Here is a 12,798-nt window from a genome sequence, read left to right on the forward strand (position 1 = left end):
TTAGAAGCTGTATTTCACGGACGTATGGATGCGCTTGAAGTCGCCGGACCGGTCGTCTTCAAGCTGACGCTGGCCCCAGCTGAGCTCGGCGCCCAGATCGAGCTTGGGATACGGCGAATAGATCACGTTGGCGTGCCAGGACTGGGCGCGTTCGGTCACCCCGTAGCCGGTGTATTCCACATCGTTGTCCAGTAGGGCCTGCGCGTAGTACAGGTTGGTGCGCACCTTGGGCGAGAACAGATGGCGCCAGGCCACCCAGCCGCCGTAGCCGTCCTGTGCATGCAGGTCGTTGTCGGCATCGACCACGGTGTCCGGTCCCAGGCCCAGGGCCATGTAGCGGCCAATGCCCTTGCCGCCGTTGACCTGGTAGCGCAGGTCGTCGGCCTTGCCCATGTTGAATTTGCCGGCCACGCTCAGCGCAGCGCCGTTGTCGGTTTCGTCCTGGTACTTGAACTGGCGCAGCAGCGCGGCCACGCTGAACAGGCCCCAGTCGCCCTTGGTCTGCCACTTGGCGGTCAGGTCCGGCAGGCTGCTGTCGCCGGAGTTGGAGCGCACCCCGGTCCGATACGCACCCATCGTGGTCTGCGGGTTTTCCAGCGCCACCGAGAAGCCACCGTTGGTATAGCGCAACTGCGCCTGGCGCACGAAGATCACCCCGTCAGTCGGCCCCAGGAAGTCCACTGCGTCGGGCAGCACTTCGGCATTCATGAAGTTGGACCAGGTCTGGCCGGCCAGCCAGTGGTTCCAGCTCACGTACGCATGGCGCAGGCTCAGCGCGTAGGTGTTGGTGGAAGTCTCGTTGCCGGCGAACGTGTTGCTGCCGCCGCCGAACATGTCCGCCTCCAGGTACGCCTTGATCTTGTCGCCATTGTCGGTGACGGTGTCCATCGAGAAGTTGAAGCGCGAGAACTGCGCGTGGAAATCGGTGTAGCCATCGCCACCATCGGCGCCAGCACCGGCCACCGGGATCGCCGCTGGCACATAGAACAGGCGTCCGGCCGATCCGTCGACGATGCGGCCGTCGGAGGTGTCGGTGTACATGCCGTCCATCTTGATGAAGCCACCAAAGGTGAAGGTGGTATTGGGCATGGCCCCGGCCATGATCGACTGCGCCTGGATCGGCTGCTTGCCGGCCGGGACCTTGGCCACACGGGTGCGCACCTCGTCCAGCTGGGTCTGGGTCTGACTGATCTGGCCTTGGGTCTGGGCGATCTGCCCTTGGGTCTGGGTGATCTGGCTGGCCTGTTGCTGTTGCGCGTTGAGCAAGGCCTGGACCTGCGCCTCGAGCTGGGCCACGCGGGCTTCGAGCTCTTTCTCCTTCCTTGTCTGAGCCAGGGCCGCTGCGGGCACCAGCAGGGCAACCAACATCGCGACTGCAAGTGGTCGGCGCGACAACGATGCTAGGTTTGTGCTCATTTCCCCTCTCCCAGGAAGTCCACCCATGTGCGTCGGATCTGCCCCCTCAGAGCGCACCATGGCAGAGTGCGGGGTACGTGATGGCGCTCACCATTCCCCTTTGGTCGAAACGCGCACCCTTTAAGACCAAGGTCTAACGGGCCTGTCGGGCAGCGTAAACCGTGGATCGGTCAAACTTCCTGTCCCCGCGTCGCGGCCGGTTTTTCGATGTCCGGCCCGCTCATTGGCAACACGTTCCACCAAGGAGGCTCCATGTCCGATCTGTATCCCGTCGATCCTGCATTCGCCCGCCAGGCCCGGGTCGATGCCGCGACCTATGCCCGCGACTACAAGGCCTCCATCGAGCAGCCCGAGGCGTTCTGGAAGCAGGTGGCGCAGCGGCTGGACTGGATCAAGGCGCCGACCCGGATCAAGGACGTGAGCTTCGATGTGGATGACTTCCACATCCAGTGGTTCGCCGATGGCGAACTCAACGCCAGCGTCAACTGCCTGGACCGCCAGCTGGAGGCGCGCGGCGACAAGATCGCGCTGCTGTTCGAACCGGACAGCCCCGACAGCGAGAGCTACGGCGTCACCTATCGCCAGCTGCATGCGCGCGTGTGCCGGCTGGCCAACGCGCTGCGCAGCCTGGGCGTGGCCAAGGGCGACCGGGTCACCATCTACCTGCCGATGATTCCCGATGCGGCCGTGGCGATGCTGGCCTGCGCCCGGATCGGCGCGGTCCATTCGGTGGTGTTCGGCGGTTTTGCGCCCAATTCCATCGCCGACCGGGTCGCCGACTGCGCCAGCAAGCTGATCATCACCGCCGACGAGGGCCTGCGCGGCTCCAGGAAGATCCCGCTCAAGGCCAACGTCGATGCCGCACTGAAGCTGCCCGGTACCAGCTCGGTGGAAACGGTGCTGGTGGTGCGCCACACCGGTGGCCCGGTCGACATGCAGGCCCCGCGCGACCGCTGGTTCCACGACGTGGTCGACAGCCAGCCGGACACCTGCGCGCCGGAGCGCATGAATGCCGAGGATCCGCTGTTCATCCTCTACACCTCCGGTTCGACCGGCAAGCCCAAGGGCGTGCTGCACACCACCGGCGGCTACCTGCTGTGGGCCGCGTACACGCACGAGCTGGTCTTCGACCTGAAGGAAGACGACATCTACTGGTGCACCGCCGACGTGGGCTGGGTCACCGGCCACAGCTACATCGTCTACGGCCCGCTGGCCAATGGCGCGACCTCGCTGGTCTTCGAAGGGGTGCCCAGCTATCCGGACAATTCGCGCTTCTGGCAGGTGGTGGACAAGCACAGGGTCAGCCTGTTCTACACCGCGCCCACCGCGATCCGCGCGCTGATGCGCGAGGGCGATGGCCCGGTCAGGAAGACCTCGCGCAAGACCCTGCGCGTGCTGGGCACGGTCGGCGAGCCGATCAATCCCGAAGCCTGGCGCTGGTACTACGAGGTGGTGGGTGACAGCCGCTGCCCGATCGTGGACACCTGGTGGCAGACCGAAACCGGCGGCCACATGATCACCCCGCTGCCCGGTGCCACCGCGCTCAAGCCGGGCTCGGCCACCGTACCGTTCTTCGGTGTGCAGCCGGCCGTGGTGGATGCCAACGGGGTCGAGCTGGAAGGCCAGGCCGAGGGCAACCTGGTGATCAAGGACTCCTGGCCGGGTCAGATGCGCACGGTCTACGGCGACCACCAGCGCTTCATCGACACCTACTTTCGCACCTATCCGGGCACCTACTTCACCGGCGACGGCTGCCGCCGCGATGCCGATGGCTACTACTGGATCACCGGCCGGGTGGATGACGTCATCAACGTTTCCGGCCACCGGATCGGCACGGCCGAGGTGGAAAGCGCGCTGGTCTCGCATCCCAAGGTGGCCGAGGCCGCCGTGGTCGGCTTCCCGCACGACCTCAAGGGCCAGGGCATCTATGCCTATGTGACCCTGGTGGCCGGCGAGCAGCCAACCGAGGAGCTGCGCAAGGAGCTGATCGCCCACGTGCGCAAGGAGATCGGGCCGATCGCCTCGCCCGACCACCTGCAGTGGGCGCCGGGCCTGCCCAAGACCCGGTCGGGCAAGATCATGCGCCGGATCCTGCGCAAGATCGCCGAGAACGCGCCGGACCAGCTGGGCGATACCTCGACCCTGGCCGACCCGTCGGTGGTCGATTCGCTGGTGTCCGAGCGCAAGGTCCGGTAGCCGGAGCGAGGGGCCGTGGCCAGTGCATCGTCCAGGGCCGACCGCGTGGTCTGGCACCATGCCAAGCGTTCCCACCCGGAATCGGCATTGCCCGAGCGCGATGCCGACCCGGTGCACGACCCCTCTCCCACGACCTGCGCCTCCATGACCACACTGCTCATCGCCGACGACCATCCCCTGTTCCGGGAGGCCCTGCGCGGAGCCGTGCAACGGGTGCTGCCGGGGGTGAACCTGCACGAGGCCGCCAGTGTCGATGCGCTCTACGCCCTGGTCGAGGCCAACCCGGATGCGGACCTGCTGCTGCTGGACCTCAACATGCCCGGCGCGCATGGCTTCAACGCGCTGGTCCACCTGCGCGCCCTGCATCCGCAGCTGCCGGTGATCGTGGTGTCCGCGCGCGAGGAACCCTCGGTGATGCGACGCGCCCTGGACCACGGCGCGATGGGCTTCATTCCCAAGTCGGTCGATTCGGACACCATCGGCGAGGCCATCGGCGCGGTGCTCGATGGCGAGCGCTGGGCGCCGGAGGAAGCCCACAACGCCCCGGCCATCGGCCGCGACGAGGCCGAAGTGGCCCAGCGCCTGCGCGATCTCACCCCGCAGCAGTTCCGGGTGCTGCAGATGCTCGGCGCCGGCCGCCTGAACAAGCAGATCGCCTACGACCTGGGCGTGTCCGAGGCCACCATCAAGGCCCACGTCACCGCCATCCTGCGCAAGCTGGGCGTGACCAACCGCACCCAGGCGGTGCTGATGGCCGGGCGCCTGTCGGTTGATCCGGACGGCCTGATCCCGCCGCCGGAAGACCAGGAATAACGCCGTGCCCTGTGGCCGCAAAGGCCAGCCTTCGCGGCCACCGGATGCGCGGTACGCTTCGGCTTCACCCACCGCCCGCCGAGCTGCATGCACGACGCCAGCGCCGTCGCCTCGCTGATCGCCGAGGCCTTCGCCGACTACCACGCCCAGTTTGCCGCGATCACCCAGCGCGCGCGGCGACGGTTCGAGCAGCGCCACTGGAGCGCGGCCCGCGCCGATGCGGTCGAACGCATCGCCCTGTACGACGCCTGCATCAACGAGTGCCGGCTGCGGCTGCAGGCAGTGCTGGGCCAGCGCGCGTTCGACCGGACCCTGTGGCAGGCCATCCGCGACCATTACGCGGCCCTGATCGAGGGCCAGATCGACCGCGAGCTGTACAAGACCTTCTACAACACCCTGAGCCGGCGCTTCTTCCAGACCCGGGGCGTGGATGCGCAGGTCGAGTTCGTGGCGCTGGACATCGCGCCCACCGACGCCATCACCCATCCGGTGGCGCGGCACAGCTATGCGGTCTCGCTGAAGCGGCCGACCGACACCTTCCAGCGGGTGCTGGGCGACTACGCCTTCGATGTGCCCTATGCGCATCTGACCCGCTGCGCGGCGGCCGTGGCGGTGCGCCTGCAGGACGAGCTGGCCGACTGGGGCCAGGATCCGGTGCGGGCGATCGAACTGCTGGATACCGTGTTCTACCGCGAACGCCGCGCCTACCTGGTGGGCCGGGTGCTGGGCGAATCGCGCTTCGCCCCGTGCGTGATCGCGCTGGTCAACGACGAGGCCGGCCTGCGCGTGGACGCGGTGCTGACCCGGCGTGCGGAGGTGGCCCAGCTGTTCGGCATCTCGCGCAGCTACTTCCAGGCCGACCTGCCCACGGTCGGCGATGCGGTGGTGTTCCTGCGCACGCTGCTGCCGCACAAGCCGATCGACGAGCTGTACACCGTGCTGGGCCGGGCCAAGCAGGGCAAGACCGAGCGCTTCCGCACCTTCTTCCGTCATTTCAACGAGTGCACCCACGAGCAGCTGGTCCAGGCCGAGGGCACGCCCGGGCTGGTGATGGCGGTGTTCACCCTGCCCTCCTACCCGCTGGTGTTCAAGCTGATCCGCGACCGCTTCGCCGAATCCAAGCAGGTCACCCGCAAGGACGTGCAGGACCGCTACGCGCTGGTGTTCAGCCGCGACCGCGCCGGCCGCCTGCTCGATGCCCAGCCGTACCGTTCGCTGCGCTTCCCGGTCGCGCGCTTCGCCCCGGCGCTGCTGGCCGAGTTGCGCGACACCTGCGCCGGCAGCCTGGAGTTCGAGGGCGAAGATGTGATCATCGCCCTGTGCTACGTGCAGCGCCGGCTGCGCCCGCTCAACCTGTACCTGCGCGAGCAACCGGCCGAAGCCGCGCGCGCGGCGGTGCTGGAGTACGGCCAGGCCATCGTCGACATGGCCCGCAACAACATCTTCCCCGGCGACATGCTGCCGAAGAACTTCGGTGTGTCCCGGCACGGGCGGGTGGTGTTCTACGACTACGACGAGGTCCGGCTGATCACCGACTGCAGTTTCCGCGACTGGCCCAGGGCGCAGGATTTCGAGGAACAGATGGCCGATGAGCCGTGGTTCCAGGTCTGGCCGGGCGATGTGTTCCCCGAGCGCTTCGCCCAGTTCATGGGCTTGCCACCGGCGCTCGCGCAGGCACTGCAGGCGGTCCATGGGCAGCTGTTCGAGCCGGGCTGGTGGCGTGCCCTGCAGGCCGAGCTGGCCCAGGGCCGCTATCCCGATACGCCGCCCTATCCGCCCGGCCTGCGCCTGGCCTGAACCGATGGCCGCGCGCGCGGCCATCGTGGGCAGCGTGCGCAGGCCCCGCATCGCGTCATGCGGTGCGTGCGTGCGGCCGTGTACCGTATGGGCTGTCGCCACGCCGGCCCAACGTGCATGAGTACCTACCGCCTCAAGTCCGTGTTCGCCCCGCAGTCGATCGCCATCATCGGCGGCAGCCCGCGCGAGCGCTCGGCCGGACGCGCGGTGGTGCGCAACCTGAAGGCCTCCGGCTTCCCCGGCCAGATCGCCTGGGTCAACACGCGCTATGACCAGATCGACGGCATGGCCACCGTGCACGAACTGACCGACCTGGCCTATGTGCCCGACCTGGTGATCGTCACCGCCCCGGCGCCGATGGTGCCCAAGGTGGTGGCCACCGCGGCGCAGCGCGGGGTCGCCGCGGCCATCATCCTGACCGCCGGCCTGGGCCAGGGCCCCGGCTCGCTGGCCGAGGCCACCGAACAGGCCGCACGCGCGCACGGCCTGCGCCTGCTCGGCCCGCACTGCCTGGGGGTGATCGCCCCGCATGCCAGGCTCAATGCCAGCATCGCTGCGCACACGCCGCTGCCGGGCGACCTGGCGCTGATCTCCGAATCCTCGGCCATCGCCGCGGCCCTGGTGGAATGGGGCGTGCAGCACGAGGTCGGCTTCTCCGCGGTGGTGTCGCTGGGCGATGCGATCGACGTGGACTTCAGCGACCTGCTGGACCACTTCGCCCTCGACCGGCACACCCGCGCGATCCTGCTCTATGTCGAATCGATCCGCGACGCGCGCAAGTTCATGTCGGCCGCGCGCGCGGCGGCGCGTGGCAAGCCGGTGGTGGTGGTCAAGTCCGGGCGCGCACCCAACAGCGGCGGTGCCACCCACACCCAGACCCTGGCCCGCTCCGATGCGGTCTACGACGCGGCATTCCGGCGCGCCGGGCTGCTGCGGGTGGGCGCGCTGGACGAGCTGTTCGCCGCCGCGCAGACCCTGGGCCGGCTCGGGACCTTCCCCGGGCGGCGCCTGGCGATCCTGTCCAATGGCGGCGGCGTCGGCGCGCTGGCCCGCGATCAGCTGGGCGCGCTCGGCGGCACCCTGGCCACGCTCTCCAGCGCCACCGTGGACAGGCTGGATCGCGCGCTGCCGGACTGGTCGCGCAGCAACCCGGTGGATATCGTGGTCGACGCCGATGGCGAGCGCTATGCGGCGGCCATCGAGGCGCTGCTGGCCGATGCCGAGAACGACGCGGTGCTGGTGGTCAACGTGCCGACGGCCTTCACCTCCTCGGCCGATGCCGCGCGCGCGCTGGTGCGCAGCGCCGGCCAGCGGCCGCGCTACAGCCGGGCCAAGCCGGTGTTTGCGGTGTGGCTGGGCGGTGGCGAAGCGGCGCTGTCCACGCTCAACGCCGCGCGCATCCCCAGCTATGCAACCGAGGCCGACGCGGTCGCCGGTTTCATGCACCTGGTGCGCTACCGCGAGGCGCAGGCGGCGCTGATGGAAACCCCGCCCAGCCTGCCCCAGGACTTCGTGGTCGACAGCGCGGCCGCGCGCGCCATCGTCGAGGCCGCCCTGGCCGAAGGCCGGCAGTGGCTGGATCCGATCGCCGCCAGCAACGTGCTGCGCGCCTACGGCATCCATACCGCGCGCATCTGGGCCGCGGCCGATGCCGACGCGGCGGTCAGGCTGGCCCAGCCACTGCTGGACGAAGGCCTGCCCGTGGCGGTCAAGGTGTTGTCGCCGGACATCGCCCACAAATCCGACGTCGACGGGGTGCGCCTGAACCTGGTCTCGGCCGAGGCCGTGCATGCGGCCACCACCGCGCTGATCGAGCGCGCACGCCGGCTGCGCCCGGATGCGCGCATCGACGGGGTGGTCGTCCAGCCCACCGTGCTGCGGCCCAAGTCGCGCGAGCTGATCGCCGGGATTGCCGATGATCCGGTGTTCGGTCCGGTGATCGTGTTCGGCCGTGGCGGCAGTGCGGTGGAAGTGATCGACGATGTCGCCCTGGCGCTGCCGCCGCTGGATCTGCGCCTGGCCCACGAGCTGATCGGCCGCACCCGCGTCTCGCGCATCCTCAAGGCCTATCGCGACGTACCGGCCGCCGACGAACGCGCCGTGGCCCTGGTGCTGGTCAAGCTGGCACAGCTGGCGGCGGACATCCCCGAGATCCGCGAGCTGGACATCAACCCGTTGCTGGCCGATGCCGGCGGCGTGGCCGCGGTGGACGCGCGCATCGCGGTGGCCCATTCGCGCCAGCTGCACAAGGGCCGTGGCCATCCACGGCTGTCGATCCTGCCCTATCCCAAGGAATGGGAGCGCCAGCTGACCCTGACCGATGGCAGCGCCGTGTTCGTGCGGCCGGTGCGGCCGGAAGACGAAGCACTGTTCCGTGCGTTCTTCGCCAGGGTCAGTGACGAGGACCTGCGGCTGCGCTTCTTCCAGTCGATGAAGCACTTCAGCCACGAGTTCCTCGCCCGCCTGACCCAGCTGGACTACGCCCGCTCGATCGCGCTGGTGGCGCTGGATGGGCGCGGGGAGATGCTCGGCGCGGTGCGCCTGTTGGCCGACGCCAACTACGAGCGCGGCGAATACGCCATCCTGGTCCGCTCGGACCTCAAGGGCGCCGGCCTGGGCTGGCAGCTGATGCAGATCATGATCGAGTACGCGCGCCGGCAGGGCCTGCGCCTGGTCGAGGGCCAGGTGCTGCGCGAGAACCGCACCATGCTGGCCATGTGCCGGGAGCTGGGCTTCAGCTTCAAGCCCGACCCGGACGATCCGTCCATCGTCAACGTGACCCTGCCGGTCGGCGACGCCGCGCGCGCCAGTGCCTGATGCTGCTGGACGTGCTGGTCAGCCAGATCGAGACCCAGGCCTGCTCGGCTGCCGAATGCAACCCCGGTCTGCCGGAGCAGGCCGCCTCCGGCCAGCGTGGGTTAACGCGCCGCTGGTAGCGTGGATGGATGTGCTGTCCGGGCGCCGGTGCCTGGTGGCGCCGCTTGCGCGCCGCGGCTGCGCCTTCTCCCCAAGGTCCTCGCGCCATGAACGCCGCCCCCATCCTGTCCCTGCTGCTGCTGGCCGCGCCGCTGGGCGCGCTGGCCCAGGCCGGTCCGCTGGACCTCAAGCTCAAGGACGACCCGGCCTTTTCCGCAGCCGATCCGCCCGGTGCCTATTACGGCGATCACAGCGGGCCTGTGCCGAGGGACATCGTGCCTGCGCGTTCGGAACTGGACGACGGCAAGGCCCACCTCCATGGCGCCTTTACCACCGGCATGGGCTACTCCACCGGTTACGGCAGCAGCACCTACCACGCGGCCGACCTCAGTATCGGCAAGGCCTTCACCAGCGAACAGGGCCGCACCAGCGTGATGCGCATGGATATCCACGTCAGCAAGGGCGATGGACCCTTCCATGGCCCTTACGGTGACGGCGACTACGGCGGCGGCGACCGGCCCGGCCCGCGTTCGGCAGGCGGCGCGTCCATGCGCTGGTTGCAGGACGCCCCGGAGTGACAATGCCGTCATTCCAGGGCTCTCCCAAGCCTGGGCCCGGCTTTCCGATTGACCGATCACGGCTGCGGCCGCGACAATCCCCGCCAGAAGGGGAGTAGCTCCCACGCGCTGTGATCGTCATGACGGGCCTGGTGCCCCGGTCCAGCGGCAACCGGCCCAGATCATTGGCCGGCTGTGAGCGAGACCTTCGCCGCAACGGCGAAGGCATGTGCCCCGGAGCTCCCAAGACTCCAAACGCGCAGACTGGACCCCGTCGCTCCCGTCCCTCTTACGCGTGGAGAAAACCAGATGCAGACAGTGGCCAACCCCTGGCTATGGGGTGGATTCGTGGTCGTGGTGATCGCCGCGTTGCTGGCCGACCTGGTGCTGATGCGCCACGGCGGCGCGCACAAGGTGAGCTTCAAGGAAGCGCTGTGGTGGTCGATCGCCTGGGTCACCCTGGCCCTGGCGTTCAACGCCGGGCTGTGGTGGTACCTGCACCAGACCCTCGATGCGGCCAACGCCGGCCGCATCGGCCTGGAGTTCCTGACTGGCTACCTGGTCGAGAAGTCGCTGGCGGTGGACAACATCTTCGTGTTCCTGCTGGTGATGAATTCCTTTGCCCTGCCCGAGGAGCAGCGCCAGCGCGTCCTGGTGATCGGCGTGCTGGGCGCAATCGTGCTGCGCGCGGTCATGATCTTTGCCGGCGCTGCGCTGCTGACCAGGTTCCACTGGCTGCTGTACGTGTTCGGCGCGTTCCTGCTGATCACCGGCATCAGGATGTGGCACTCCGCCGGGGCCGAGCCGGATCTGGAAGCCAATCCGGTACTGAAGTACATCCGCAGGCACCTGCGCCTGACCGAGGGCTATGTCGGCCACCAGCTGTCGGTGGTGCGCGAGGGCAAGCGCTGGTACACGCCGCTGTTCGTGGTGCTGATCCTGATCTCGGTCACCGACGTGATCTTCGCGGTCGACTCGATCCCGGCGATTTTCGCCATCACCACCGACCCGTTCATCGTGCTGACCTCCAACGTCTTTGCGGTGCTGGGCCTGCGCGCGATGTTCTTCCTGCTGGCCGGCGTGGCCGACCGCTTCCACCTGCTGCCCTACGGTCTGGCGGTCATTCTGGTGTACATCGGCGCCAAGATGCTGGTGGCCGACTTCATCCAGATCCCGGTGCTGGCCTCGCTGGGCGTGGTGTTCGCCATCCTGGCCGTCACCGTGTGGCTGAGCCTGGCCCGACCGCCAAGGCCTGACGCGCACGGCTAGGCACAGGCGCCTTGCAGGCGGGGGTGATGCGGGCGCTGCAGTGCGGCCGGCACAGCCGGCAACGCTGTCGGCGCTGCCGCAGGCGCATCAGGATTTTCGCCCTGCCGGAATGGCCTGGCCTCACGCGCCAATGAACACAGGCCGGCTACGTTTGCCGGCCCGGTTTTCATCGGAAAAAGCCACGCATGGCCCTGTTCCAGACCCTGGTCGTGCTGCTGCTGGTGGCCGCGCTGCTCTCGCAGCTGGCGCGCCGCACCGGTCTACCCTACCCCAGCCTGGTGGCGGTGGCCGGCACGGCGGCGGCAGCGATGCCGTGGGTGCCGCAGGTCGGGATCGACCCGAAGCTGGCCATGACCCTGTTCATCGCCCCGGCGCTGCTGTCGGCCGCGTTCGAGACTTCGCCCCACGAGCTCCGGCACAACTGGCCGCCATTGCTGGCGCTGGCGGTGTTCGCGGTGCTGCTGACCACTGCGGCGGTGGCCTGGCTGGGCGTGTCGATGGCCGGCCTGCCGCTGGCCGCGGCGATCGCGCTGGGTGCGGTGGTGGCGCCGCCGGACGCGGCCGCCGCCCACGCGGTGCTGGGCCGGCTGGGCCTGCCGCGGCGCACGCTGGTGACCCTGCAGGGCGAAAGCCTGTTCAACGATGCCATCGCCCTGGTGCTGTTTGGCGGCGCGGTGGCCATGGTCCAGGGCACCGACCATCCCTGGCAGTCAGTGGCCGGGCTGCTGCTGGAGGTGCCCGGCGGGGTGCTGCTGGGCGCGGCGGTGGGCTGGGGCTATTCCAGGATCGGGGCAATGTGGTCGGGCAGCCAGAGCGCGACGATCTTCGAATTCGCCGGCACGTTCCTGGTGTGGACGGCGGGCGAGCGCCTGCATGTGTCGCCGGTGCTGGCCGTGGTGACCTACGCGATGCTGCTGGCGCGCTCGGCGCCACATCGCCAGCACGTACGCGGCCGGGTGCATTCGTTCTCGATCTGGGATGCGGCGGTGTTCGTGCTCAACGTGATCGCCTTCCTGCTGATCGGCCTGCAGGCGCGCGAGGTCGTGACCGGCCTGCAGGGCGCCGAACGCTGGCACGCGCTGGGCTTTGCCGCGGCAGTGCTGGGCGCGGTGGTGCTGGTGCGGGTGCTGTGGGTGATGCTCTATCCGCTGCTGCTGCGCGCGCTGCTGCCCGGCCACGAGCCGCAGGTGCACGGCCAGACCCGGGTGCGGCTGGTGGTGTCCTGGTCGGGCATGCGCGGGGTGCTGACCCTGGCCACGGCACTGTCGCTGCCGGGTGATTTCCCGGGGCGCGACCTGATCGTGCTGTGCGCGCTGGCCGTGGTGCTGGGCACCGTGGTGCTGCAGGGTGCCACCCTGGACGCGCTGATCCGCTGGCTGAAGATTCCCGCCGACACCACCACCACGCGCGCCATCGACCAGACCCGCGAGCGCCTCGAGGCGGCCGGGCGCGAGGAGCTGGAGCGGCTGGCCGCCAGCGACACCAATCCCGAGGCCCTGCGCCGGGTGCGCGACTGGTATCACGCAAAACCGGCCCCGGGCGAAGTCGAAGCCAAGCGCCGCCTGGTCCAGGCCGAACGCCGCCAGCTCAACGCACTGCACGCCCGCGGCGAGCTGCCCGAGGACGCCTTCCGGATCCTGCAGGAGGAGCTGGATCTGCGCGAACTGAGCCTGTCCGAGCCGGAGGCGCGCAGGATCGAGGAGGTATGAACCCCGCGATACAGGCGTGTGTGTCATCGGCGGGCGAATGCACGCCTGCTCCACTGCGCTTCGGTCAGAACCGCGCGTAGACCGGGCCGGGCAAGACGCGGCGCGGCAGGGATTTGGTGCGGCCA

The 12,798-nt window shown here is 69.1% G+C and carries 8 protein-coding genes; 7 read left to right on the forward strand and 1 reads right to left on the reverse strand.

Annotation, left to right across the window (positions count from 1 at the left end):
- Nucleotides 1-1,416 carry a DcaP family trimeric outer membrane transporter gene (locus D9R12_RS13770; RefSeq protein ID WP_122231264.1) on the reverse strand — a complete coding sequence of 472 codons (1,416 nt, stop codon included), beginning with the start codon at nucleotides 1,414-1,416 and terminating at the stop codon, nucleotides 1-3.
- Between the two features lie 252 nt (nucleotides 1,417-1,668).
- Between D9R12_RS13770 and acs the strand changes: the two genes are divergently transcribed.
- The 7 genes from acs to D9R12_RS13805 all read left to right on the forward strand — a co-directional run bounded on the left by acs (nucleotide 1,669) and on the right by D9R12_RS13805 (nucleotide 12,673).
- Nucleotides 1,669-3,612, forward strand: a complete 1,944-nt coding sequence (gene acs / locus D9R12_RS13775) for an acetate--CoA ligase (protein WP_122231265.1) — start codon at nucleotides 1,669-1,671, stop codon at nucleotides 3,610-3,612.
- 144 nt (nucleotides 3,613-3,756) lie between these two features.
- On the forward strand, nucleotides 3,757-4,425 hold the full coding sequence (locus tag D9R12_RS13780; RefSeq protein ID WP_014162113.1) for a response regulator transcription factor: 669 nt from the start codon (nucleotides 3,757-3,759) through the stop codon (nucleotides 4,423-4,425).
- Between the two features lie 87 nt (nucleotides 4,426-4,512).
- The gene (gene aceK, locus D9R12_RS13785; RefSeq protein ID WP_122231266.1) at nucleotides 4,513-6,222 is read left to right on the forward strand and encodes a bifunctional isocitrate dehydrogenase kinase/phosphatase; all 1,710 of its coding nucleotides are present in this window, start codon (nucleotides 4,513-4,515) and stop codon (nucleotides 6,220-6,222) included.
- Between the two features lie 117 nt (nucleotides 6,223-6,339).
- Nucleotides 6,340-9,039 (forward strand): bifunctional acetate--CoA ligase family protein/GNAT family N-acetyltransferase, encoded by a 2,700-nt coding sequence (locus tag D9R12_RS13790; RefSeq protein WP_122231268.1) that lies wholly within the window; start codon nucleotides 6,340-6,342, stop codon nucleotides 9,037-9,039.
- A 206-nt stretch (nucleotides 9,040-9,245) separates the two neighbouring features.
- Entirely contained in the window at nucleotides 9,246-9,716 is a 471-nt protein-coding gene (locus D9R12_RS13795) for a hypothetical protein (RefSeq protein WP_122231270.1), read from the forward strand.
- A gap of 288 nt (nucleotides 9,717-10,004) precedes the next feature.
- On the forward strand, nucleotides 10,005-10,964 hold the full coding sequence (locus D9R12_RS13800; protein ID WP_122231272.1) for a TerC family protein: 960 nt from the start codon (nucleotides 10,005-10,007) through the stop codon (nucleotides 10,962-10,964).
- Between the two features lie 185 nt (nucleotides 10,965-11,149).
- A complete protein-coding gene (locus D9R12_RS13805; RefSeq protein ID WP_014162118.1) occupies nucleotides 11,150-12,673 on the forward strand; it encodes a cation:proton antiporter in 1,524 nt (507 codons plus the stop codon).
- Nucleotides 12,674-12,798: the final 125 nt, after the last annotated feature.

The sequence above is a fragment of the Pseudoxanthomonas spadix genome (genome assembly GCF_003703395.1).
GTDB lineage: Bacteria > Pseudomonadota > Gammaproteobacteria > Xanthomonadales > Xanthomonadaceae > Pseudoxanthomonas_A > Pseudoxanthomonas_A spadix.

Excerpts from the sequence above, each read along its gene's own strand:
- D9R12_RS13770 (WP_122231264.1), bottom strand. The coding sequence starts at position 1,416 with ATGAGCACAAACCTAGCATCGTTGTCGCGCCGACCACTTGCAGTCGCG.
- acs (WP_122231265.1), top strand. The coding sequence starts at position 1,669 with ATGTCCGATCTGTATCCCGTCGATCCTGCATTCGCCCGCCAGGCCCGG.
- D9R12_RS13780 (WP_014162113.1), top strand. The coding sequence starts at position 3,757 with ATGACCACACTGCTCATCGCCGACGACCATCCCCTGTTCCGGGAGGCC.
- aceK (WP_122231266.1), top strand. The coding sequence starts at position 4,513 with ATGCACGACGCCAGCGCCGTCGCCTCGCTGATCGCCGAGGCCTTCGCC.
- D9R12_RS13790 (WP_122231268.1), top strand. The coding sequence starts at position 6,340 with ATGAGTACCTACCGCCTCAAGTCCGTGTTCGCCCCGCAGTCGATCGCC.
- D9R12_RS13795 (WP_122231270.1), top strand. The coding sequence starts at position 9,246 with ATGAACGCCGCCCCCATCCTGTCCCTGCTGCTGCTGGCCGCGCCGCTG.
- D9R12_RS13800 (WP_122231272.1), top strand. The coding sequence starts at position 10,005 with ATGCAGACAGTGGCCAACCCCTGGCTATGGGGTGGATTCGTGGTCGTG.
- D9R12_RS13805 (WP_014162118.1), top strand. The coding sequence starts at position 11,150 with ATGGCCCTGTTCCAGACCCTGGTCGTGCTGCTGCTGGTGGCCGCGCTG.